We start from the raw sequence: 22,865 nt of genomic DNA on the forward strand, positions 1-22,865 counted from the left end.
GGTTGGGTCGCACCTGACTGCGCCGGAAATGTGCGGGAAACGAAAGAAAAAGGGTGGCGCTATGGCGGCAGATGCTGTTTACACCAACGCGCCGACCCAGCCGCAGTTTGCGCAGGCATCTGGCCTTTGCATCGCGCGCGAAAAACGGAATACCCACGGTGTGAGGACCAATGGCTGAATTCTTTAACACCCCCGGCGGAATAGCCATCATCATTCTGGCGCAAGTGCTTGCTGTTGTTGCCTTTGTGATGATCTCGCTGTTGTTCCTTGTTTATGGCGACCGCAAAATCTGGGCCGCTGTCCAGATGCGCCGCGGCCCTAACGTGGTCGGCGTCTACGGTCTGCTGCAATCGGTGGCGGATGCGTTGAAATACGTCGTCAAAGAGGTCGTTATCCCCGCAGGAGCCGACCGCACGGTTTTCATACTCGCGCCGCTCACCTCTTTCGTGCTGGCGATGATCGCCTGGGCGGTGATCCCATTCAACGATGGCTGGGTCCTGTCGGATATCAACGTCGCAATCCTCTATGTCTTCGCCGTATCCTCGCTTGAGGTTTATGGCGTGATCATGGGCGGTTGGGCGTCGAACTCAAAGTACCCGTTCCTCGGCTCGTTGCGCTCTGCCGCGCAGATGATTTCATACGAGGTCTCCATCGGCCTGATCATCATCGGTGTGATCATCTCGACCGGGTCGATGAACTTTGGTGACATTGTGCGGGCGCAGGATGGGTCGTTCGGGTTCTTCAGCTGGTACTGGCTGCCGCACTTCCCGATGGTCTTTCTGTTCTTCATCTCGGCGCTGGCTGAGACAAACCGGCCACCGTTTGACTTGCCCGAAGCGGAATCGGAACTTGTGGCGGGTTATCAGGTCGAATACTCGGCCACGCCCTTCCTGCTGTTCATGGCGGGTGAATACATTGCAATTTTCCTGATGTGCGCGCTGACCTCGCTGCTGTTCTTCGGCGGCTGGCTGTCGCCGATCCCGGGCCTGCCCGATGGTGTTTTGTGGATGGTCGCCAAGATGGCGTTCTTCTTCTTCATCTTCGCGATGGTCAAGGCCATCACGCCCCGCTACCGCTATGACCAGCTGATGCGGCTGGGCTGGAAAGTGTTCCTGCCATTCTCGCTGGTCTGGGTGGTGTTCGTGGCCTTTGCGGCGAAATTCGACTGGTTCTGGGGCGCATTTGCCCGTTGGAGCGTAGGAGGCTGATATGGCAAACATCAATTACACCCGCGCTGCCAAATACTTCCTACTGCAGGATTTCTGGGTCGGAATGAAACTGGGTCTGAAGTATTTCTTCGCTCCCAAAGCCACCGTGAACTACCCGCACGAAAAGGGCCCTCTGTCACCGCGTTTCCGCGGTGAACACGCACTTCGCCGCTATCCGAATGGCGAAGAGCGCTGCATCGCCTGTAAACTGTGCGAGGCGGTCTGCCCGGCGCAGGCCATCACCATCGACGCCGAACCGCGAGAAGACGGCAGCCGCCGCACCACGCGCTATGACATCGACATGACCAAGTGCATCTATTGCGGCTTCTGCCAAGAGGCCTGCCCGGTTGATGCCATCGTCGAAGGCCCGAACTTTGAGTTCGCCACGGAAACCCGGGAAGAGCTGTTCTACGACAAGGAAAAACTCCTGTCGAATGGCGAACGCTGGGAAGCCGAGATCGCGCGCAATCTGGAACTGGACGCACCGTACCGATGACTGACAGCCCGACAAATCCGTTCGAGCTGATGATGAAGCAGGCTCAGGACATGGCCAAGGCGATGAACCCGGCGATGGAAAGCTTCTCGCCCAAAGGGTTCGAGGCGCTGTGGCCGACCATGCCGAAAGAGGTCATGGAGATGATGTTCGGCAACACCGTCAACAAGGACGGGCTGGATGCCAAAACACGCCTGCTGCTGACGCTGGCCGGGCTGACCTGTCAGGGCGCTCAGGCGGATTCGGCCGTGCGCCAGACCGTACGTCATGCGCTGGAAGCGGGCGCAAAGAAACAAGAGATCGTGGAAACGATCGGTCAGATGTCGGTTTTTGCCGGCATCCCGGCCATGACCCGCGCGCTGGATCTGGCGCAAGAGGTCATGGGCGACAACGAGGATGAGGATCAATGACCGTCTTTGCCTTCTACCTGTTTGCCATCAGCGCCATCACCGGCGGGCTGTTCACGGTGATCAGCCGCCAGCCGGTGCACTCGGTCCTGTGGCTGATCCTGGCGTTTCTGTCCTCGGCAGGGCTGTTCGTGCTGCTGGGGGCCGAGTTCGTGGCGATGCTGCTGGTCATCGTCTATGTCGGCGCGGTCGCGGTTCTGTTCCTCTTCGTGGTGATGATGCTGGACGTGGATTTTGCCGAGCTCAAGGCCGAAATGGCGCGCTATATGCCGCTGGCCCTGCTGATTGGTCTGATCATCCTGATGCAGTTTGTCATGGCCTTCGGGGCATGGGACAGCGCGCAGGGCGCGGCGGCCAATCTGGCGCAACCCGTTCCAGCGGACCGCCACAACACCGAGGCGCTCGGCGTCATTCTTTATGATCAATACTTCCTTCTGTTCCAACTGGCGGGCCTGATCCTGCTGGTGGCCATGATCGGCGCCATCGTTCTGACTCTGCGCCACCGCAAGGACATCAAGCGTCAGGACATCATAGGCCAGATGATGCGCGACCCGGCCAAGGCGATGGAATTGAAGGACGTGAAACCGGGGCAGGGGTTGTGAGAGGCGAACTCTTGAAAGTTTTAGCCATGACGGCTTGTCTTGCGCTAGCTCCGGCGTCGCTGTTGGCGTGTGAGAGTGCGCCGCAGAACGAGGGTTACAAGTTAAAACGAATGAACTCCGATTGCAGCTTTGTAAATGGCGGTAGAGGGCAATTCGAAACGTTCTCCGGAGAAGCCGTAGTCAATATTGGCAATGGACGCATTGGACAACGTGTGAATGCCGGAGACGGTTGCAGCCCGAAACAAAGCCTGTTCTTTCAAAACTGCGGCAGCGGAGAAGGTATCGTTATCTATGGAGAATATAGGCCGACCAACATCGCCGGTTACGTGCCAAGTTCTATTGATCTGATACAAAAGCCAGAAGGTCCCATCGGACTAACCGCTGAGACAACAGTAGCCGAACTGAAGCAGATTGCATCCGAACATCGATATTCATTCACGAAAGATATCCGGAAGTTCTTTGCTCGAACCAAAAACCACAAACGTATCGACTACACCTGCGGCTGCAAACTCTACTACCCCGACTCGCCAGGAGCGAAGCTATGATCGGACTTGAACACTATCTTACGGTCGCGGCGACGCTGTTCGTCATCGGCATCTTCGGTCTCTTCCTGAACCGCAAGAACGTCATCATCCTGCTGATGAGCATCGAACTGATGCTGCTGGCGGTGAATATCAACCTCGTGGCGTTCTCCAGTTTCCTCGGCGATCTGGTCGGGCAGGTCTTCACGCTGTTCGTGCTGACCGTTGCAGCGGCCGAAGCGGCGATTGGTCTGGCCATTCTGGTCTGTTTCTTCCGCAACCGTGGCACCATCGCGGTTGAAGACGTCAATATGATGAAGGGGTAAGGGAACATGGAAACCACCATCCTCTTTGCCCCGTTGGTGGGCGCGCTGCTCTGCGGGTTCGGCTGGAAGTTCATTGGCGAGAAAGCCGCCATGTGGACGGCCACGGGCCTACTGTTTCTGGCCTGTCTGCTGTCTTGGCTCGTATTCTTCACCTTCGACGGCCACACGCAGCAGATCGAGATCATGCGCTGGATCGAAAGCGGCTCGCTTTCGACAAGCTGGGCCATCCGTCTGGACCGACTGACGGCAATCATGCTGATCGTGGTGACGACCGTCTCGGCGCTCGTGCACCTGTACAGCTTCGGCTACATGGACCACGATCCGCAATGGCGCGAAGGCGAAAGCTATAAACCGCGCTTCTTTGCCTATCTGTCCTTCTTCACCTTTGCCATGCTGATGCTGGTGACGGCGGATAATCTGGTGCAGATGTTCTTTGGCTGGGAGGGCGTCGGCGTCGCTTCATACCTGCTGATCGGGTTCTATTATCGCAAGCCTTCGGCCAACGCGGCGGCGATCAAGGCCTTTGTGGTCAACCGGGTCGGCGACTTTGGGTTTGCTCTGGGCATCTTCGCGCTGTTCTTCCTGACCGACAGTATCAATTTCTCGGACATCTTCGCCTCTGCCCCTGCCTTGGCCGAAGAAAAGCTGCATTTCCTGTGGGGGGAATGGACCGCGATCGAAGTGATCTGCGTTCTGCTCTTCATCGGGGCGATGGGTAAATCGGCGCAGTTGATCCTGCACACATGGTTGCCGGATGCGATGGAAGGCCCGACGCCTGTGTCAGCGCTGATCCACGCTGCGACCATGGTGACCGCAGGCGTCTTTTTGGTCTGCCGCATGTCCCCGCTGATGGAGTTCGCACCGGGCGCGACAGGGTTCATCACTGTTCTTGGGGCCTCGACTGCGTTCTTTGCGGCCACTGTTGGTCTGGTTCAGACCGATATCAAACGTGTCATCGCGTATTCGACCTGTTCCCAGTTGGGTTACATGTTTGTGGCGGCGGGCGTCGGCATGTATTCGGCAGCGATGTTCCACTTGTTCACGCATGCCTTCTTCAAGGCGCTGTTGTTCCTTGGGGCCGGTTCCGTGATCCACGCGATGCATCACGAACAGGAGATGACCGAATATGGCGGTCTGCGCAAAAAGATCCCCTATACCTTCTGGGCGATGATGATCGGTACCCTGGCGATTACCGGTGTTGGCATCCCGCTGACCACCTTTGGGTTTGCCGGTTTCCTGTCAAAGGACGCAATTATCGAAAGCGCCTATGCGGGCGGGTCAAGCTATGGCTTCTGGTTGCTGGTTGTCGCTGCGGCGTTCACCTCGTTCTACAGCTGGCGTCTGATCTTCCTGACCTTCTATGGAGAGCCGCGTGGGGACAAGCATACGCATGATCACGCTCATGAAAGCCCGATGGTCATGCTGGTGCCGCTGGGAGTTTTGTCGCTGGGTGCGGTATTCGCAGGCATGATCTGGTACGGAAACTTCTTTGGCCATGCCGACAAGGTCGGCAAATTCTACGGTATTCCGGTTGCAGAAGCTTCAGAGCATGCCGAGGCCGGTGATCACGCGGCGGCGGATGCGTCGCACGGCCAAGACAGCCATGCCGATGACAGCCAAGCGGCTGACAGCCATGCTGATGAGGCCGCGCATGGTGAGAATGCCGCAGTGGGCGGGGACCACCATTATGTGTTTGCGGGTGAGCCGGGTGAAGGGGCGCTTTATATGGCGCCGGACAACCACATTCTGGACGATGCGCATGCGGCTCCGAAATGGGTCAAGGTTTCGCCATTTGTTGCGATGGTGCTTGGCTTTGTCGTGGCCTATTGGTTCTACATCGTGAACACGTCGCTACCCGCACGTCTGGCGGCAAACCAGCGTCCGCTGTACCTGTTCCTGCTGAACAAATGGTATTTCGACGAAATCTACGACGCGATCTTTGTCAAACCCACTGTCGCCCTTGGCCGGTTCCTGTGGAAACGCGGTGACGGCAATACAATCGACGGCTTCCTGAATGGGGTTGCAATGGGCGTTGTTCCCTTCTTCACCCGCCTCGCAGGCAAGGCGCAGACCGGGTACATCTTTACTTACGCCTTCTGGATGGTATTGGGCATCGCGGCCCTTGTCACCTGGATGTCGATCGGCGGAGGCGCACACTAATGGACAATATCCTATCTATTGTCACCTTTATCCCCGCCATCGCAGCAGGCATTCTGGCGCTGTTCCTGCATGGCAGCGACGTCGCAGCGCAGCGCAACGCCAAGTGGATTGCATTGCTGGCGACAACTGTGACGTTTCTGGTGTCTATTGGCATCTACACAGGCTTTGATCCTTCGAACACCGGCTTCCAGATGGTGGAAGAGGGCGCATGGCTGATGGGTCTGAGATACAAGATGGGTGTGGATGGCATCAGCGTTCTGTTCGTGTTGCTGACCACCTTCATCATGCCGCTGACTATTCTGGCCAGCTGGAATGTGACAGACCGCGTCAAGGAATACATGATTGCCTTCTTGCTGCTGGAAACGCTGATGCTGGGCGTGTTCATGGCGCTGGACCTGGTGCTGTTCTACCTGTTCTTTGAGGCGGGTCTGATCCCGATGTTCCTGATCATCGGGATCTGGGGCGGCAAGGACCGTATCTATGCCAGCTTCAAGTTCTTCCTTTACACCTTCCTCGGCTCGGTGCTGATGCTGGTAGCCATGGTTGCAATGTATGCTGACGCAGGCACTACGGATATTGAAGCGCTGATGGCCCATCAGTTCGCATCCGAGAGTTTCAGCGTGTTGGGCATCTATATCACCGGCGGTATGCAGACGCTGATGTTCCTGGCCTTCTTCGCATCTTTTGCGGTGAAAATGCCGATGTGGCCGGTGCACACCTGGTTGCCCGATGCGCACGTTCAAGCGCCGACGGCGGGCTCGGTTGTGCTGGCGGCGATCCTGTTGAAGATGGGCGGCTACGGCTTTCTGCGGTTCAGCCTGCCGATGTTCCCGGTTGGCTCGGCGGTGATGACTGATCTTGTGCTGTGGATGTCAGCCATAGCGGTTGTCTACACCTCGCTGGTGGCATTGGTGCAGGAAGACATGAAAAAGCTGATCGCGTATTCCTCTGTCGCGCATATGGGCTTTGTCACGATGGGCATCTTTGCTGCGAACCAGCAAGGCATTGACGGCGCGATTTTCCAGATGCTGAGCCACGGGTTTATTTCGGCCGCGCTCTTCCTCTGTGTCGGCGTGATCTATGACCGGATGCACACCCGCGATATCGATGCCTATGGCGGTCTGGTCATCCGGATGCCCGCCTATGCACTGGTCTTCATGCTGTTCACCATGGCCAATGTCGGACTGCCGGGCACCAGCGGGTTTGTTGGTGAGTTCCTGACACTCATGGGCACATTTCAGGTCAACACCTGGGTGACTGCTGTTGCGGCGACCGGTGTGATCTTCTCGGCAGCCTACGCGTTGTGGCTCTACCGCCGCGTTGTCTTTGGGGACCTGATCAAGGAAAGCCTGAAGGCGATGACCGACATGAGCTCTCGCGAGCGGCTGATTTTTGCCCCGCTGATCGTGATGACGATCCTGTTGGGGGTCTACCCGTCGCTGGTGACCGATGTGATCGGGCAATCGACGACGGCACTCATTTCGAACTATGACACGGCTCTGGCCGCGGCTGAGGCTGCGACCCAGACTGCCGCTTCGCATTAAGGGAGCTTTGGAGACATGATCCAGGCTGATCTGACAATTATCCTGCCGGAAATCGTTCTGGCGATCTATGCGATGGTGGCTCTGTTGGGGGCAGTCTACACGTCGAAAGACGGGCTGGCTTCGGTTCTGGTCTGGACCACGGCGGGCCTGATGGCGGTCCTGGCGATCTGGATCGCCACCCAGGGCAGTGGCACCAACGTGGCCTTCAACGGCATGTTCGTAGATGACGGGTTCGCGCGTTTTGCCAAAGTTGCCATCCTTTTGTCGGCAGGTGCCGTTCTGGTGATGAGCCAGGAATACATGGCACGCCGGGGTCTGCTGCGCTTTGAATATCCGCTGCTGGTGGCGCTTGCTGCCGTTGGTATGATGATGATGGTCAGCGCGGGCGATCTGATGTCTCTTTACATGGGGCTCGAGCTGCAATCCCTTGCGCTGTATGTTGTTGCCGCGCTGCGTCGTGACAGTGCGAAATCAACCGAAGCAGGGCTGAAATACTTTGTTCTGGGCGCTCTCAGTTCAGGTCTGCTGCTGTATGGTGCGTCGCTGGTCTATGGGTTCACCGGCACGACACTGTTCTCGGGCATTATTCAGACGGTCCATCATGGGGACGTCTCGGTTGGTCTGTTGTTTGGCCTGATCTTCCTGATCTCGGGTCTGGCATTCAAGGTGTCGGCGGTTCCGTTCCATATGTGGACGCCAGATGTCTATGAAGGGTCGCCGACGCCAATTACGGCTTTCTTTGCCACCGCGCCGAAAGTCGCAGCAATGGCCTTGTTTGCACGTCTTCTGCATGACGCCTTCGGAGGCGTGGTCAAAGACTGGCAGCAAGTGATTGTTTTGCTGTCGGTGCTGTCGATGCTGCTGGGGGCGGTTGCCGCAATTGGTCAGCGCGACATCAAGCGACTGATGGCGTTCTCGTCGATTGCCCATATGGGCTATGCGCTGATCGGTCTGGCGGCTGGTACCGAGTTGGGTATTCAGGCGATGCTGATGTATCTGGCGATTTACGTGACCATGAACATTGGCACGTTTGCGTTTATCCTGATGATGGAACGCGACGGCAAACCCGTCACTGACATTGATGCGCTGCGCCAGTATTCCAAACGTGATCCGGGCAAGGCCCTTGCTGTTCTGATCCTGATGTTCTCGCTTGCCGGTGTCCCACCGATGCTGGGTTTCTTTGCGAAGTTTGGTGTTTGGCGGGCTGGTGTAAGTGCCGATTTGACCGGCCTTGTTGTGGTCTCAGCCATCGCATCGGTAATTGGCGCCTTCTATTACCTGCGGATCGTGTTCTACATGTATTTCGGGGCCGAGAACGAGGACCCGATCGAAACGCGGTCGACACCCGTTCTATGGGTCGCCCTGATGGGATCCGCGGCGCTGATGCTGATCGGGGTCTTCTATCAGTTCGGGATCGAGGGCGCGGCCGCTGCCGCGGCGGCGACTCTTGTCAACTGAACGTTTTGCACAATCTGAGAGAGGGGCTCGGTCGCGTGACCGGGCCTTTTTGATATGACCAAGTGGCCACAAGGCTATGGCCTGCACGAGGTGCAGGAAGTCGATAGCACACTCAACGAAGCGGCGCGGATTGCCCCCAATGCCCGTGGTCCTGTCTGGATCATGGCGCATCATCAGACGGCTGCGCGTGGGCGACGCGGACGGTCATGGGCCAACCCCATGGGCAACCTTGCCGCGACCCTTTTGATGCGCCCCGAAGGTGCACCAGAACAAGCGGCACTGCGCAGTTTTGTTGCGGCACTGGCTCTGTTTGACGCTTGCGTCTCTGTGACAGGGCGTGCCGCGGGGTTGTCGTTGAAATGGCCCAATGACGTACTGCTGAACGGTGGTAAGCTTGCTGGTATTTTGCTGGAAAGCGCCGGTCAGGGGCGCGGTGTAACGCATCTGTCGATCGGTATTGGCGTGAATTTGGCCAGCGCCCCAGACGCCGACGTGGTAGAACCGGGCGCGGTCCGTCCCGTCTCGCTGTTGTCGGAAACCGGTGCAAACGTCACGCCCGAGGATTTTCTGACCGAGCTTGCCTCGGCCTATGCCAAATATGAAACTCAGTTTGTTACCTACGGGTTCGAACCCATTCGCACTGCGTGGCTGTCCCGTGCTGCCCGGCTGGGCGAGGTTATCACGGCCCGTACCGGAACGTCCGAGACGGTTGGGACCTTCGAAACGGTAGACGCAAGCGGTAACCTTGTCTTAAACACCGCCAAAGGCCGCGTGAGCATTCCTGCGGCGGATGTCTATTTCTGAAAGGGGCGCAAATGCTTCTGGCCATTGATTGCGGCAATACCAATACAGTCTTTTCAATCTGGGACGGTCAGGAATTTCTGTGCACCCTGCGTACCTCGACCCATCACGCACGCACGGCGGACGCCTATTTCACTTGGTATTCGACGCTGGTGAAACATTACGGGATCGAGGCGAATATCTCGGATGTCATCATTGCCTCGACTGTGCCGCGCGTCGTGTTCAACCTGCGCATCTTTGCTGATCGCTTTTTTGGGTGCAGGCCGCTGGTGGTGGGTAGGCCGGACTGCCTGTTGCCCGTGCCTCCGCGTGTGGATCAAGGAACTGTGCCGGGCCCGGATCGACTGGCCAACGCGGTTGGCGCATTTGACCGTCATGGCGGCAATGTCGTCGTGGTGGACTTTGGTACCGCAACAAATTTCGACGTTGTCGCCGCGGACGGTGCCTATGTAGGGGGCGTCATCGCTCCGGGTGTTAACCTCAGCCTTGAGGCTTTGCATCAGGGCGCAGCCGCACTGCCGCATATCGACATCACGCGACCCGAGAAGGTGATCGGTACAAATACGGTTGGTTGTATCCAGTCGGGCGTGTATTGGGGATACTCCGGCCTGATCGAGGGGCTGATCGCGCGGATCAAGGCCGAATATGGAATGCCGATGAAAGTCGTGGGAACCGGAGGGTTGGCCCCCTTGTTCGATCAGGCCGACGTGGGGTTCGACGTAATCGAAGATGATTTGACGATGCACGGCTTGACCGTGATTCATCGCTACAACAAGGAAAATGGCTCGATATGAGCAGTGAAAGATTGATCTACCTGCCGCTGGGTGGCGCGGGCGAAATTGGCATGAATGCCTATGTGTACGGATATGGTCAGCCCGGGCAGGAACGCCTGATCCTGGTGGATCTGGGCGTCACCTTTCCCGATATGGACACAACTCCGGGCGTCGACCTGATCTATGCGGATATTTCATGGTTGAAAGAACGGGCCGACCGGCTGGATGGCGTTTTCATCACCCATGCGCATGAAGATCATGTCGGCGCGGTGGCTCATTGCTATGAGGCTCTGGGAGCTCCGATCTATGCCCGGGCTTTCACGGCCAATATCGCGCGTCGCAAGATGGAAGAATATGTGCACCCGACCGATGCGGTGACAACCGTGTCCGCTTGGCCTGAAACGGTTTCAGTCGGACCGTTTACCGTCGGTTTCCTTCCGGTTTCACACTCGATCCCGGAAAGTGCTGCGTTGGTCATCGACACGCCCGCAGGACGCGTGGTGCACTCGGGTGATTTCAAGCTGGATGCAAACCCGGTAGTGGGCGAACCCTTCGATCCCGACCTGTGGGCCGAGATTGCCAAGCCGGGTGTCAAGGCGTTGGTTTGCGACAGCACGAATGTTTTCTCGGCGCATCCGGGCCGTTCGGAATCCGAGGTCGGGCCAGAGATTACAAAGCTAGTCGAAAGCGCCGAGGGCATGGTTGTGGCTACCACCTTTGCGTCGAACGTGGCACGGGTCAAAACATTGGCCGAGGCGGGCGCACGCGCGGGGCGTTCAGTTGTGTTGCTGGGGCGCGCAATGCGGCGGATGATCGAGGCCGCGACCGAAACGGGTATCCTGTCGGACTTCCCCAAGGTGATCAGCGCGGAAGAGGCGCTGGACCTGCCGCGCCAGAACCTGATGCTGATCGTGACCGGCAGCCAGGGCGAACGCCGTGCGGCAAGCGCGCAACTGGCCCGCGGCAAGTACCGTGGTCTGGAACTGTCCGAAGGCGACCTGTTCCTGTTCTCGTCAAAGACCATTCCCGGAAATGAACGTGGCGTGATTTTCATCATGAACCAGCTCAGTGAAAAGGGCGTGGATGTAGTGGATGACAGCTCGGGCCTCTATCATGTCTCTGGCCATGCGAACCGGCCCGATCTTGAGAAGGTGCACGCGCTGATCGATCCGCAAGTTGTGATCCCAATGCATGGAGAGCACCGGCACCTGCGCGAGCATGTCAAACTGGCTGAGCAGGGTGGCAGAACGGGCGTGCTGGCCGTGAACGGCACCATGCTGAATCTCAGCGGCAATGCACCCGTGGTGGTCGACTATGTCGAAACCGGGCGTACCTATCTGGACGGTACGGTGAAAATCGGTGCGATGGACGGTGTGGTACGTGACCGTATTCGCATGGCGCTGAACGGCCACGTAACTGTGACAGTCGTTCTGGACGAAGAAGACGAGCCGCTGGGCGAACCGTGGTGCGATACGATGGGTCTGCCCGAGGTCGGAACGTCCCGGGCCGGATTGGTCGAGGTGTTGGAAGAAGACCTGAACCAGTTCCTGATGCGGGCGGCAGCCAAGACCCTACGGGATGACGACAAGCTTGAAGACGAAATGCGCCGGATCGTGCGTCAGACGGCAAAAGCGGAAATCGGCAAAAAGCCCGAAGTGACGGTAGTTGTCAGCCGGATGCGGTGAAACTGACCGGTCAATCCTGCTCGGGCATTGGATAGCCTCTGAGCCGCAGGAATAGATTGGCTTCTTCGTTGTTCTGATAGAACGGAACCGATATTGGCGGCTCGGGTGAGGTCACCCGGGCTGCGACCTCGGCCAGAACAACCTCGGTGATAAACGGCAAATCCAGGTCGCGCGCCCGATCCAGTTCCACCCATTGCAGATGCGACAGCTCGTCCGAGGCATGGCTGAAATCATCCAGATCGCCCTGCAGCGCATCGGCATCGACCAGAAAAAACCGCGCATCGAACCGGCGGGGGCGGCCGGGCGGTGTGACTGCGCGAAAAACAAATTGCAGCGCAGCGGCCGACGGCACGTAACCCATGGCGGAAAAGCTTTGCCAGTCGTCAGGAACGTTGCCCGGCCAGCGTCCTGTCTGGCCCAGGACAAGTCCTGTTTCTTCCCAAAGCTCGCGAATTGCTGCGGCGGCAAGGGCGTGTTGTTTTCCGGATTCCGCCTGTTCCGCCAACCTCTCAGAACACAGGTCAGGCAGTGCGGTCGCAAGCGGTACATCCGCATCCGCCGGATCGACCGCTCCACCGGGGAACACGAATTTGTTGGGCATGAACACAGCCTTGGACCCACGTTGACCCATCAGGATCGACGGATTGGTCCACCTGTTCCGCAGCACGATGACGGTTGCGGCGTCGCGGATGGCGGTCTTGTCGGTCATCATGCCTAAAACAATCGCTTCTTCCGGCTCATGAATCGTTGCCAAAACCGTGCATACGACGCGCCCACTGATAGGCGACCACAGCGCCTTTCAAACGGGGGAGCAAAAACAGCGACAGTGCAACGCAAGCAATGGAAAACCCGATGGCCATCACCCATGGGTCCGGGCGCCAGTTCACATACGAGACGTGCAGGGCCGGGGCCAACAAATGCCCGACCAGCAGGATCGTCAGATAGGCGGGCCCATCATCGGCGCGATGATGAAACAGTTCCTGTCCACAGTTCGAGCAGGTGTCATTCACTTTTAGGTAGCTGTGCAACAGCTTGCCTTCGCCGCAACTAGGGCACTTGCACCGAAACCCTTTGACCAAAGCGGGCCAGGTTTCACGCTCGCTCTGGGTTGTGGTGTCGATCGTCTGATCCGTCATAATATAACTCGCGCAGTAATCTTTGGCGGATAATGCGCCTGAACGGGTGGTTTTTAAAGGGGGGTGCGTCGCTTTGCAACGCATCTAAGGTGAACCACGTCGTGAAATACCGAGATGGTTCAAAAAAAGTTGCTGACACTGCGACGGAATTCCCTGCCTCGCGCGTTTGAATGGATATGAGCAGCGGCACTCAGGCCGCGTCAACAAGGGAAAACCGAAATGAAAAACGCAAAGTTCATCACGGCGATTGTCCTGTCGGGTGTTGCAATCACCGGCACGTCTGTTCTGGCGGCTGGCCCGGGTGGTCGTGAGCCAGTGTCCTTTCAGGAATTGGATGCCAATGGCGACGGTCAAGTGACACAGCAGGAAATGGAAGCACATCGCACCGAGCGTTTCTCGGCCGCTGATACTGATGGGGACGGCCAGCTCAGCCTTGAGGAGATGCAGGCCGCCGCTCAGAAAAAAGCAAACGACCGCGTCACCAAAATGTTCGAAAACAACGATGCGAACAAAGACGGGTTCCTAAGCCAGGACGAGTTGCCGAAACCGCGCCGGGGTGACAAGATGTTTGACCGGATGGATGCAGATAACAGTGGTGGAATATCGGAACAGGAATTTGCCGATGCCAAAGACCGGATGGGACGGCACCATAAGAAAAAGCACCACAAGTCGGGTGCAATCGACAACTGATGCAGGGTGGAGGACCTGACCTCCCACCTACACGATGTTCGCGGTGCGGGTTGCACCGCGAGCTCTCTCAGCGACGATGTGTTGCTGGGCCAATTTGCTGAGGGTGACGCACAGGCTGCGCGGGTCTTAACAGATCGCCTTGGGCCGCTTTGTTATTCCGTCGCGTTGCGTATGTTGGGCAATCGGGCCGAGGCAGAAGACGTAACGCAGGAGGCGATGATGCGGATGTGGCAGATGGCGCCGGAATGGGTGCCGGGTCAGGCCAAAGTGTCGACATGGCTGTATCGCGTGACGTTGAATCTGTGTGTGGACATTCGGCGCAGGAAGTCCCCCGGCAGGTTGTCGGATATTCCTGAGCCAGAAGATGGCAAAGCCAGCGTAGCCGACCGACTGCAGGATGAGGCCCGCGTGGATGCGTTGCAGCTTGCCCTGTCTCAGCTGCCCGAAAGGCAGAGGCAGGCAGTGATTCTGCGCCACATCGAAGAGTTGCCCAACCCTGAAATTGCCGGGATCATGGGAATTTCAGTAGAAGCGGTTGAAAGTTTGACCGCGCGGGGCAAACGAAGTCTGACCGCGATACTGGCCGGGCGACGTGAAGAACTGGGGTATGACGATGACGGATGAAAACCTGGAACTGGATCATTTGTTTGCGCAGGCTCGGCAAAACCGACCGGCGCTGCCCGACGATCTGGCCGTGCGCATTCAGATTGATGCTGAAAAACTACGCCTGAGTCGCTTAAGGCCTGAACCGCGTCCTCAATCTTCGATCTGGCATCGAATGATGGACAACGTAGGTGGCTGGCAGGGGTTGGGCGGCTTGATCGCCGCAAGTGCGGCGGGGCTCTGGATCGGCTTTTCCGCGCCGGGGTTCCTGCCTGATCCCGCCAATCTGCTGGCATCGCAGGAGACGGTCCTTTTTGTGGCGGACCTTGGGTATGACACGAGTTTTCTGGAGAGCACTGAATGAATGCTGCCCCTAAACCGAAACGCCGGTGGATGACGGTTTTGCTGGTTTCGTCATTGGCACTGAACCTGTTGGTTGTCGGTGTTGCAGTCGGAACCGTGCTGCGCCTGAAGGATGGAGATCACACCGAGGCACCGCCGGGGTTCGGTCCTGCGCTGTATCGCGCTTTGCCGAAAGATGACCGCAAAGCGATGCGAGGGGAACTGTCTGCGCTGCGCGAAAAAGACTTAAGGGGGCGCAAACAGGACTTTCAAGCCCTGAGCCTGGCGCTGCGCAGGGTGCCCTTCGATCCGGTCGCCGTTGAAGTGTTGTTGCAGCAACAGTCGCAGGCGACGGCAGAACTGCAACTAGCATTGCAGACACAATGGCTGGCTCGCGTCACCGCGATGAGTGACGCAGAGCGGCAGTCTTATGCGGACAGGTTGCAAAAGATCGTCGAACGCGGGCCGCATGGGCACAAGAAAAAGGATTGACGGGTTCAGGCTGCGCTTTGCCTGATACTCACCTGATTGCGCCCCGCTTTTTTTGCCGCGTAAAGGGCTTTGTCGGCGGCTTTCAGGATATCTTCAACAGGAACGGGTGTGCGTTCTTTTCCCGGCGTACCCGATTGCGGCATCTCCAGCCCAATGCTGATCGTGACGTTAACCCGCAAACCTTGGTCCGATAGTCGGAACGGGGCGCGACAAATGCTGTCACAGATGGTCTCAGCCAGTTTTCTGGCTTGCTTTTGTGACACATCAGGTACTGCAAACATGAACTCTTCACCTCCGATACGGGCGACAAAACCTTTGGATCCAAGTGCGCTTTGCATGCGTTTTGCGGCCTGCGTCAGAACACAATCACCGGCGCCATGGCCATGGCAGTCATTGATGGTCTTGAAGTGGTCCAGATCCGCCAGCATGACGGCAAAGCCACGTCCGGTACGGGCAGACTGGCGCGCGATCTGATCCAATGCCCGCATGGCGTAACGACGATTGTGCAGCCCGGTCAGCGGGTCAATCCAGGACTCGGCGATCCCTTTTCTCAGTGATACGCGCAAATGATCAAGCCGTGCCTTGCGCGCAATCTGATTGTTCAGCCGCAACAGGATCTCTTGCGCGCAGAACCCCCCCAGGCATACGGCGTCCGCTCCTCTGTCCAGCGCTTCCGAGGCCTGCACGGCGTCGTTGTCCTGCAGGATGCCAATCAGGACAGTGTTCCGGGTTGCTGCGCGTGACCTGAGATCTGCAAGGATATTCAGCGCGGACGGGGGCGAGCCCAGTTCGACCACAATCGCGTCCGGTATCGGCCCGGACAAAACGCCTTGCAGGTTCGATTGAAGATGCCAGGACAGATCGAAATGGTGGTGGCCTTGCAAGGCCTTGTGCCAAAGGGCACCAGTTCGGACAGTATCGGTCAAGATATCAACCCGGGCCGCGTTCGGTGGGCTGATCATGACAGGGGCGGGTTCCCCAAACCCAATAGGTTGCGATCCGTTGCTGACCTGCAAATCTTGAGTAGCTGCACGCGCGCGCAAAAGGCTGCGAATGCGTGCCAGTAGCAACGTATCTTTGAAAGGGTGCGTCAACACATCGTCCAGCCCGTCTTTCAGGGCACGCAGGCGCGCGTTTTTGTCATTCTGTGCTGCCAGTACGACAACGGGCACGTCATCAAGGCCTGATACTTCGGTGAGGGCTTTCTTGACATCTGCGGCTGTTCCATCGGGCAATGTTTGGGCCGTCAGAACAAGGTCTGGCTGCACGCGACGGGCAAGGGCTTGTAGCCCTTCAAGTTTTCCACCCTGCACCACGTGGTACCAGGCAGCAGTCAGTTGAACCTTCAGCATTATGCGGTTGGTTGATACCCCGTCGAGGACAAGGATGGTGCCTTGCACAGACATAGTCGTTCACCGTTGATTGCATGCGTGAACAAATTGTTTATGAGTCTGGTTAACAAACTCTTTCCAACACCATTCTCTGAGCGCGGTTTATGCCCCTATCGCCCGATTTAGCCGAGACTCTTGCTCTGACAGCCCTGGGGTGGCTGGTCAGCAATGACGAGCTTTTGCCTGTATTTCTTGGCTCGACAGGCGCTTCGATCGGGGATGTTCGCAATCGGGCCGGTGATAGGGACTTTCTGGCTTCGGTTCTCGATTTTCTGGTGCTTGACGATTCGTGGGTCATGGCGTTTTGTGACGCCAACTCGATCGCCTATGATCACCCGGCCCAAGCGCGGGCCGTTCTGTCAGGCGGTGGCGATGTACACTGGACCTGAGCACCTTTTCCGCAGGAGCACGCGATGCCAATAGAAGCAATCGTCTTCGACAAGGATGGCACTTTGTTCGATTTTGCCAAAACCTGGGGAACCTTCGGGCGCTCGTTGCTGATGCGTCTGACAAAGGGGGATGTAGACCGGGCGGTGGAACTCGGGAGCGTCATCGGGTTTGACTACGAGCAAGAGCGGTATGCCACAGATAGCATTGTGATCGCCGCAACGGTCGAAGAAATCGCCGAGGTGCTTATTGCGCATGTTGACGATGTGACATTGCAGGAAGTTGTGGACATGATGAATGCCGAGGCCGCGGCGGCTCCTCAATCCCCTGCCGTGCCGTTGGGCCCATTCCTGAAAGGGTTGCAGCAATCCGGGATCAAACTGGGCGTTGCGACAAATGACAGCGAGCATCCGGCATTGCAGCATCTGGAATCTGCTGGAATACGCGAACACTTCGATTTTATCGCCGGGTATGACAGTGGTCATGGGTTCAAACCGGGGCCAGGTCAGTTGCTGGCCTTTGCCGCACAGGTCGGGGTCGAGCCGTCGCGCATTGCAATGGTGGGTGACAGTGTTCATGACCTGCAAGCGGGGCGCGCAGCCGGGATGATCACCATTGGCGTTTTGACCGGATTGGCAGAAGCAGATGCGCTGGCACCGATGGCGGATGTGGTCCTGCCGGATATCGGTCACATTCCTGCATGGCTGGCCGAAAAATGATGCGTTGATCCGGAAAATCAACGCACAATTATAGAAAACCGACAAGCTCTGTCGCAGATGGAGCGGCCAGAAATGCGTCTTCGGGTCTTGCTTGTATCAAGCCAGAACGGAGGCAACCATGGCCGAGACCAACACACGCAAACGCCGCGGCGGAGGACGCGCAGGTGCGGCAGCACGCAGGGGCAGCGCGGTGATTGACCAGATGCCGTGGGACCCACCCATCAATATAGATCGCCCGACTGAACCGCTGGATCAGGCCGGGATCGAAGCGATCCATGAAGGGGCCATGCGTATTCTGGAAGAGATCGGGATCGAATTCTACAATGAAGAGGCAATCGGCATCCTGCGCGAGGCGGGGTGCACGATCGATGGTGACAACGTCCGCATGGGGCGTGATTTCGTCATGGAGATGATCGCCAAGGCGCCCAGCCAGTTTTCCATCACGCCCCGCAATGTTGACCACAGGATCGAGATCGGTGGAAAGAACATCCTGTTCGGCAACGTTTCGTCGCCGCCTAATTACTGGGACATGGAGATTGGAAAGAAAGTGCCCGGCAATCGCGAGATGTGCCAGAATCTTCTGAAACTGACGCAGTACTTCAACTGTATTCACTTCGCAGGCGGATATCCTGTAGAACCCGTCGATATTCATGCCAGCGTCCGGCATCTGGATGTGCTGTATGACAAGCTGACCCTGACCGACAAGGCGATGCACGCTTATTCGTTGGGTAAGGAACGTGTCGAAGATGTGATGGAAATGGTGCGCATCGCGGGCGGTCTCAGCCATGAGGAATTCGAAGCCTCGCCGCGGATGTACACCAACATCAACTCGACCTCGCCGCTGAAGCATGACCATCCGATGATTGATGGCTGCCTGAGATTGGCGCGGCGCGGGCAGGCAATTGTCGTAACCCCCTTTACGCTGGCGGGGGCAATGGCACCGGTAACGATGGCGGGGGCGGTTGCCCAATCCCTGGCCGAAGCCTTATGCGCTATCGCTTTGTTCCAATATGTGCGCCCCGGTATTCCCTGCGTAATCGGAACGTTCACGTCGAACGTGGACATGAAATCAGGCGCGCCCGCTTTCGGGACGCCGGAATACATGCGCTCGACCCAGATGACCGGGCAGATGGCGCGATATTATGGGCTGCCGCTGCGTTCATCCGGTGTGTGTGCGGCCAATGTGCCAGACGGGCAATCCGTGTGGGAAACCTCGAATTCGCTCTGGGCGGCCGTGCAGTCGGGCACCAACATGGTGTACCACGCCGCCGGTTGGCTGGAAGGCGGCCTGATCGCAAGCCCGGAAAAATTCATTATGGATTGCGAGGTTTTGCAGCAAATTCAGCGCTATATGAACCCTGATCTAACCGCGACCGGACCGGATGAGATTGCTTTGGATGCCATCCGCGCGGTTGGCAATGACGGTCACTTTTTTGGAATCCAACACACACAGGATCGCTACACCACGGCCTTCTACCAGCCCTTCCTGAGCGACTGGAAGAACTATGAGGGCTGGGAGGCCGCCGGAGGCATCTGGACGGCTGAGCGTGCGCATCACATGTTCAAAGAGATCATCTCGAGCTTTGAGGCACCTCCGATGGACGATGGTATCCGCGAGGAACTGGCCGAGTTCGTTGAACGCCGCAAGGCTGAAGGCGGCGCGCCGACGGACTTCTGACAGGGCGGGTAGTGTCGACTTGATACTCCGTTGCTTTCACAGCAACTCGGGGCGAATTTTGGCTATTTGTTAAGGTTTCTCAGACCACAGTGCCAAGGACACCAATCTGAGGCATCCGATGCATGGTCTGATCAATCGGGCGATACAGTCCTTTGTCGGCGCGACCTACGGGCAATCCTGCTGGGTTCGCGTGACCGAAGGTGCGCGGCTAGGGTTTGTCGAGTTTGAAGCCATGCTCATCTATGATGATGACATGACGACCCGGTTGCTCGAGGCCCTGAGTATTGACCTCAACCGACCACAGGCGGAAATCCTCGAAGATCTGGGAACATATCTGGTGTCCCATCCGAACATGGAAGGGCTGCGCCGACTGCTCAGGTTTGGGGGTGTCACCTATGTTGAGTTCCTTCATTCCCTTGATGATCTTGCGGATCGTGTAAGACTGGCTGTCTCTGATCTGAATTTGCCTGCGCTTGAGTTGAGAGAGCTTTCAGCCACGGAATACCAGTTGTGCTGCCTTCCGGACTTACCAGGATTTTCCAGTGTTATGGTCGGGGTCCTGCGCGCGATGGCCGATGATTATGGTGCGCTGGTGATGCTGTCGCATGAGGGTCGTCAGGAGTGTTGTGAAATTATTTCAATCATTTTGGTAGAAAGCGCCTTTGCCGAGGGGCGCCATTTTGATCTGGGGGCTCGGAACAGATGACACATACTCAGGAACTGGCAGATCTTCTGGAAACGCTTTGCCCGATGTTCCTGTTGGTGGACCGAAGCGGATGCATTCAACAAGCGGGTCCGACACTGCAAAAGCTGCGGCCCGAATTGCCTTTGGTCGGGCTGGGGGTTCTGGACGTGTTCGAGCTGATCCGCCCCAGAACAGTCACCACCCTTCCCGCGTTGATGTCGATGGCCGGTGCCAAACTGCATCTGAGATTTCGCGATGAACCGCGTACGACCCTGAAAGGCCTGGTCGCGCCCTTGCCCGACTCGGGCGGTGCAGTCATCAATCTGTCATTCGGTATTTCGATTTTGGATGCGGTTCGGGATTACGCCCTGACAAGCGCTGATTTTTCCGGCACTGACCTGGCGATCGAGCTGTTGTATCTGGTCGAAGCCAAATCCGCCGCGATGGAAGCGTCTCGTTCACTTAATCTCAGGCTTCAGGGGGCAATGCTAGCCGCGGAAGAGCAGGCATATACCGATACATTGACAGGATTGAAGAACCGCCGCGCGATGGATCATTTGTTGGGGCATCTGATCCTGGCAAATTCTACATTTGCCCTTATGCATCTGGATTTAGACTTCTTTAAATCCGTGAATGATCGGCTGGGCCATGCCGCTGGGGATTACGTTCTGCAACAGGCGGCCCGCATCATGCTTGAAGAGACGCGTGGAGACGATACGGTTGCGCGGGTTGGAGGGGATGAGTTTGTCATAATTTTCAAGGGCCTGACGCGGGAAGAAACTCTGGAGTCCATCGCCGGCCGTCTGATCGCAAGGTTGAATGAACCCATGATGTTTCAGGACCAACCGTGCTGTATCTCTGCAAGTATCGGAACGGCCTTGTCCACCCAGTTCAAGGTTCCCAAAGCCGCCGACATCCTTCACGCCGCCGACGTCGCCCTTTATCAGGCCAAGCGAGACGGCCGGTCCTGTCACCGCCTGTATTCCACGCTGATCAAAGCGCAAACCTGAGTTTTTCCTGTTTCCGGGTCGGAGATTTCAGGCGAATTTTCAAGCGAGCTGAACGGCCTTTGTTAACTGCTTGGCAATCTGGTGCCGGATGGGTGGCAGTTCCCCTACCACTGGCAGCAGAACGCCTTTGAACCCTGCTTGGCTCAATCCGGCGGGCACGTCGTCCACTGCGTGCCCCCCGGTGCAGGCAAAGAACGGAAGGCACAGCGCCTGAGCCCCCGTGCCGGTTGCGGCTTCGGAAATGTATGGCGGTTCTTCAACAAACCCAACGCGGACAGATTTGAAAGCCAGCATTTCTTGAAGTTGCGATGCGAAGTTCAGAGCCACGACCGAGGGGTTTCGGCTACGCCCTGACCCATGTGCTGCAAAGACCAGGTCGGTCGACGCAGCTGCCCAATTCCTTTCGGACAATTCGGATTGCAGGGCGCGTGCGGTCAATTCCGGTAGCTCTGGGTCAACACCCAACGGGTCTAGAATGCGCGCTTTGTGATCCCCTAATCGTTTGGGCAAAGCGCTGGTGACAAACCATCCATTTGCCATGAAAAGCGGATAAATGACCGTGTTTTCCGGCAGGCTGCTCAGCTTAGCCTCGAACGCGCCGGGCGCGGCCAGAGTTGCGGCATGCACCGTTACATGCTCGGTCAGGGCGTCGACCGTAGCCGCGAACGCAGCCAAAGCAGCCTCGGCCGGTTCTGGATCGGACGGCTGACCATGTGCGACGATGATGGCATGTGGCATTTGGATCTCCTGACACGAAATGCGTTAGGTGCCTCTGTGCGAACCGAAGTCAACACTACTGTTAGCCCAGAACCGTTAGCCAAAGCCAGACAGTCAGGATAGATGTGGCTGTCCCAATGAGAACAGCCGAAGCTGCCACCCGCTTGGCGCGGCCATACATGTTAGCAAAGATATAGGCGTTGAACCCCGGCGCCATGGCTGCGTTCAACACGCCCGAGCGGAACAGGTCCTGAGGCAGCCCTGTGGATTTGCCGAATATCCACACAAGGCTGGGATGCAGCATCAGCGAGATACAGCAAACAAAAGCGATGGTGCGCAGATCGCCTTCGGGTTTGTATTTGACCAGTACCCCGCCCAGTGCAAACAGGGCGCCAGGCAGGGCGGCCCGCGTGATCAGACCAAGGGCTTCGTCCACCACAGCCGGGATGTCCAAACCGGATAGATTAACCACGAATCCCAGTGCAATACCAAGGATCAGCGCGTTCTTGAACATTGCCGACAGAACAGAACGCGCCATGCGTACGCCACCGTTTCCGCGATTGCGGACAACCTCCATCACCGTGATCCCTACGCCGTAACAAAACGGGGAATGGAAGGCGATAATCGCATAGTTGCCTGTCAGGTTCTCGGGACCATAAGCGCGTTCGGTAATCGGCAATCCCAGCAGAACCGAGTTAGAGAACAGGCAACAAAACCCGATTGCCACGCAGTCTTCCCATTCGCGGCCGAAAATGATGCGCGCACCAAAAAGACCAGCGATGAAACACAAGGCGGCGGCGGAATAGAAACTGGCCAAAAGCCGGGGATCGAAACTGGCGCTGAGGTCCAGATGCGCGATGGCAAGAAACAACAGGCATGGGATCGCGAACCCTTGCGTAAATCTCATCAGCCCGTCGACATGGTCTTCTTTGAAATATCCTGTTCGTGTTGCCGTGTAGCCGGCACCGATCACAAGAAAGACAGGAAGAATGACGTCAATCAGACTTTGCAGCATTTGGCCCCCGTGCAACGGCCAG

26 protein-coding genes are annotated in these 22,865 nt (G+C 57.5%); 21 read left to right on the forward strand and 5 right to left on the reverse strand.

What is annotated here, in order from left to right; translation table 11 throughout:
• The first annotated feature begins 170 nt into the window (after positions 1 to 170).
• The 12 genes from nuoH to ACR0EK_RS06340 are packed head-to-tail and all read left to right on the forward strand — an operon-like array spanning position 171 to position 11,978.
• Positions 171 to 1,208: an NADH-quinone oxidoreductase subunit NuoH gene (nuoH, locus tag ACR0EK_RS06285; protein WP_117868407.1), complete on the forward strand. Its 1,038-nt coding sequence runs from the start codon at positions 171 to 173 to the stop codon at positions 1,206 to 1,208.
• A 1-nt stretch (position 1,209) separates the two neighbouring features.
• On the forward strand, positions 1,210 to 1,704 hold the full coding sequence (gene nuoI, locus ACR0EK_RS06290) for an NADH-quinone oxidoreductase subunit NuoI (RefSeq protein ID WP_480481782.1): 495 nt from the start codon (positions 1,210 to 1,212) through the stop codon (positions 1,702 to 1,704).
• Entirely contained in the window at positions 1,701 to 2,111 is a 411-nt protein-coding gene (locus tag ACR0EK_RS06295) for a carboxymuconolactone decarboxylase family protein (protein WP_152458579.1), read from the forward strand. The genes nuoI and ACR0EK_RS06295 overlap by 4 nt, the downstream gene beginning before the upstream one ends.
• On the forward strand, positions 2,108 to 2,710 hold the full coding sequence (locus tag ACR0EK_RS06300; protein WP_480506312.1) for an NADH-quinone oxidoreductase subunit J: 603 nt from the start codon (positions 2,108 to 2,110) through the stop codon (positions 2,708 to 2,710). Before ACR0EK_RS06295 ends, ACR0EK_RS06300 begins: the two co-directional genes overlap by 4 nt.
• A gap of 11 nt (positions 2,711 to 2,721) precedes the next feature.
• Positions 2,722 to 3,255, forward strand: a complete 534-nt coding sequence (locus ACR0EK_RS06305; protein WP_480506313.1) for a hypothetical protein — start codon at positions 2,722 to 2,724, stop codon at positions 3,253 to 3,255.
• Entirely contained in the window at positions 3,252 to 3,557 is a 306-nt protein-coding gene (nuoK, locus tag ACR0EK_RS06310) for an NADH-quinone oxidoreductase subunit NuoK (RefSeq protein ID WP_005984024.1), read from the forward strand. Before ACR0EK_RS06305 ends, nuoK begins: the two co-directional genes overlap by 4 nt.
• A gap of 6 nt (positions 3,558 to 3,563) precedes the next feature.
• A complete protein-coding gene (nuoL, locus tag ACR0EK_RS06315) occupies positions 3,564 to 5,717 on the forward strand; it encodes an NADH-quinone oxidoreductase subunit L (protein WP_480967665.1) in 2,154 nt (717 codons plus the stop codon).
• A complete protein-coding gene (locus ACR0EK_RS06320) occupies positions 5,717 to 7,261 on the forward strand; it encodes an NADH-quinone oxidoreductase subunit M (RefSeq protein WP_480898976.1) in 1,545 nt (514 codons plus the stop codon). The genes nuoL and ACR0EK_RS06320 overlap by 1 nt, the downstream gene beginning before the upstream one ends.
• A 15-nt stretch (positions 7,262 to 7,276) precedes the next feature.
• Positions 7,277 to 8,719: an NADH-quinone oxidoreductase subunit NuoN gene (gene nuoN / locus ACR0EK_RS06325; protein WP_480476104.1), complete on the forward strand. Its 1,443-nt coding sequence runs from the start codon at positions 7,277 to 7,279 to the stop codon at positions 8,717 to 8,719.
• Positions 8,720 to 8,773: 54 nt separating this feature from the next.
• Positions 8,774 to 9,523 (forward strand): biotin--[acetyl-CoA-carboxylase] ligase, encoded by a 750-nt coding sequence (locus ACR0EK_RS06330; protein WP_267362801.1) that lies wholly within the window; start codon positions 8,774 to 8,776, stop codon positions 9,521 to 9,523.
• Between the two features lie 11 nt (positions 9,524 to 9,534).
• Positions 9,535 to 10,314 carry a type III pantothenate kinase gene (locus tag ACR0EK_RS06335; RefSeq protein ID WP_209504438.1) on the forward strand — a complete coding sequence of 260 codons (780 nt, stop codon included), beginning with the start codon at positions 9,535 to 9,537 and terminating at the stop codon, positions 10,312 to 10,314.
• On the forward strand, positions 10,311 to 11,978 hold the full coding sequence (locus ACR0EK_RS06340; RefSeq protein WP_480898973.1) for a ribonuclease J: 1,668 nt from the start codon (positions 10,311 to 10,313) through the stop codon (positions 11,976 to 11,978). Before ACR0EK_RS06335 ends, ACR0EK_RS06340 begins: the two co-directional genes overlap by 4 nt.
• Before the next feature lie 10 nt (positions 11,979 to 11,988).
• Here ACR0EK_RS06340 and ACR0EK_RS06345 read toward each other — a convergent pair whose 3' ends face one another.
• Positions 11,989 to 12,690, reverse strand: coding sequence for an NUDIX hydrolase (locus tag ACR0EK_RS06345; RefSeq protein ID WP_267362909.1), 702 nt, complete (start codon positions 12,688 to 12,690; stop codon positions 11,989 to 11,991).
• 25 nt (positions 12,691 to 12,715) lie between these two features.
• Entirely contained in the window at positions 12,716 to 13,114 is a 399-nt protein-coding gene (locus ACR0EK_RS06350) for a DUF983 domain-containing protein (protein WP_267362795.1), read from the reverse strand.
• 219 nt (positions 13,115 to 13,333) lie between these two features.
• On the opposite strand from ACR0EK_RS06350, the gene ACR0EK_RS06355 reads away from it, so the two are divergent.
• Genes ACR0EK_RS06355 through ACR0EK_RS06370 form a run of 4 tightly spaced genes read left to right on the forward strand, consistent with a single transcriptional unit; the run spans position 13,334 to position 15,241 of the window.
• A complete protein-coding gene (locus ACR0EK_RS06355; protein WP_267362793.1) occupies positions 13,334 to 13,804 on the forward strand; it encodes an EF-hand domain-containing protein in 471 nt (156 codons plus the stop codon).
• Between the two features lie 6 nt (positions 13,805 to 13,810).
• A complete protein-coding gene (locus ACR0EK_RS06360) occupies positions 13,811 to 14,428 on the forward strand; it encodes an RNA polymerase sigma factor (protein ID WP_480481774.1) in 618 nt (205 codons plus the stop codon).
• Entirely contained in the window at positions 14,418 to 14,771 is a 354-nt protein-coding gene (locus tag ACR0EK_RS06365) for a hypothetical protein (RefSeq protein WP_480869854.1), read from the forward strand. Before ACR0EK_RS06360 ends, ACR0EK_RS06365 begins: the two co-directional genes overlap by 11 nt.
• Positions 14,768 to 15,241, forward strand: a complete 474-nt coding sequence (locus tag ACR0EK_RS06370; protein ID WP_480898963.1) for a periplasmic heavy metal sensor — start codon at positions 14,768 to 14,770, stop codon at positions 15,239 to 15,241. Before ACR0EK_RS06365 ends, ACR0EK_RS06370 begins: the two co-directional genes overlap by 4 nt.
• A 5-nt stretch (positions 15,242 to 15,246) precedes the next feature.
• On the opposite strand, the gene ACR0EK_RS06375 is transcribed toward ACR0EK_RS06370, so the two are convergent.
• A complete protein-coding gene (locus ACR0EK_RS06375) occupies positions 15,247 to 16,647 on the reverse strand; it encodes a diguanylate cyclase domain-containing protein (RefSeq protein ID WP_480898019.1) in 1,401 nt (466 codons plus the stop codon).
• An 89-nt stretch (positions 16,648 to 16,736) separates the two neighbouring features.
• On the opposite strand from ACR0EK_RS06375, the gene ACR0EK_RS06380 reads away from it, so the two are divergent.
• The 5 genes from ACR0EK_RS06380 (at position 16,737) to ACR0EK_RS06400 (ending at position 21,111) form a co-directional block, all read left to right on the forward strand.
• Entirely contained in the window at positions 16,737 to 17,021 is a 285-nt protein-coding gene (locus ACR0EK_RS06380; RefSeq protein WP_267362783.1) for a DUF3572 domain-containing protein, read from the forward strand.
• A gap of 24 nt (positions 17,022 to 17,045) precedes the next feature.
• The gene (locus ACR0EK_RS06385) at positions 17,046 to 17,738 is read left to right on the forward strand and encodes an HAD family hydrolase (protein ID WP_480481770.1); all 693 of its coding nucleotides are present in this window, start codon (positions 17,046 to 17,048) and stop codon (positions 17,736 to 17,738) included.
• Positions 17,739 to 17,856: 118 nt separating this feature from the next.
• Positions 17,857 to 19,416 (forward strand): trimethylamine methyltransferase family protein, encoded by a 1,560-nt coding sequence (locus ACR0EK_RS06390; RefSeq protein ID WP_480481769.1) that lies wholly within the window; start codon positions 17,857 to 17,859, stop codon positions 19,414 to 19,416.
• Positions 19,417 to 19,534: 118 nt separating this feature from the next.
• The gene (locus tag ACR0EK_RS06395) at positions 19,535 to 20,122 is read left to right on the forward strand and encodes a heme NO-binding domain-containing protein (RefSeq protein WP_480481768.1); all 588 of its coding nucleotides are present in this window, start codon (positions 19,535 to 19,537) and stop codon (positions 20,120 to 20,122) included.
• Positions 20,119 to 21,111 carry a diguanylate cyclase domain-containing protein gene (locus ACR0EK_RS06400; RefSeq protein ID WP_480583226.1) on the forward strand — a complete coding sequence of 331 codons (993 nt, stop codon included), beginning with the start codon at positions 20,119 to 20,121 and terminating at the stop codon, positions 21,109 to 21,111. The genes ACR0EK_RS06395 and ACR0EK_RS06400 overlap by 4 nt, the downstream gene beginning before the upstream one ends.
• A 39-nt stretch (positions 21,112 to 21,150) precedes the next feature.
• Here the strand turns inward: ACR0EK_RS06400 and ACR0EK_RS06405 are convergent, their stop codons facing one another.
• Complete coding sequence (locus ACR0EK_RS06405; RefSeq protein ID WP_480967666.1) at positions 21,151 to 21,849, reverse strand: CbiX/SirB N-terminal domain-containing protein; 699 nt, start codon at positions 21,847 to 21,849, stop codon at positions 21,151 to 21,153.
• 61 nt (positions 21,850 to 21,910) lie between these two features.
• Entirely contained in the window at positions 21,911 to 22,843 is a 933-nt protein-coding gene (locus tag ACR0EK_RS06410; protein WP_480486182.1) for an AEC family transporter, read from the reverse strand.
• Between the last annotated feature and the right edge of the window lie 22 nt (positions 22,844 to 22,865).

It is taken from the genome of Ruegeria sp. AE4 (assembly GCF_056542185.1).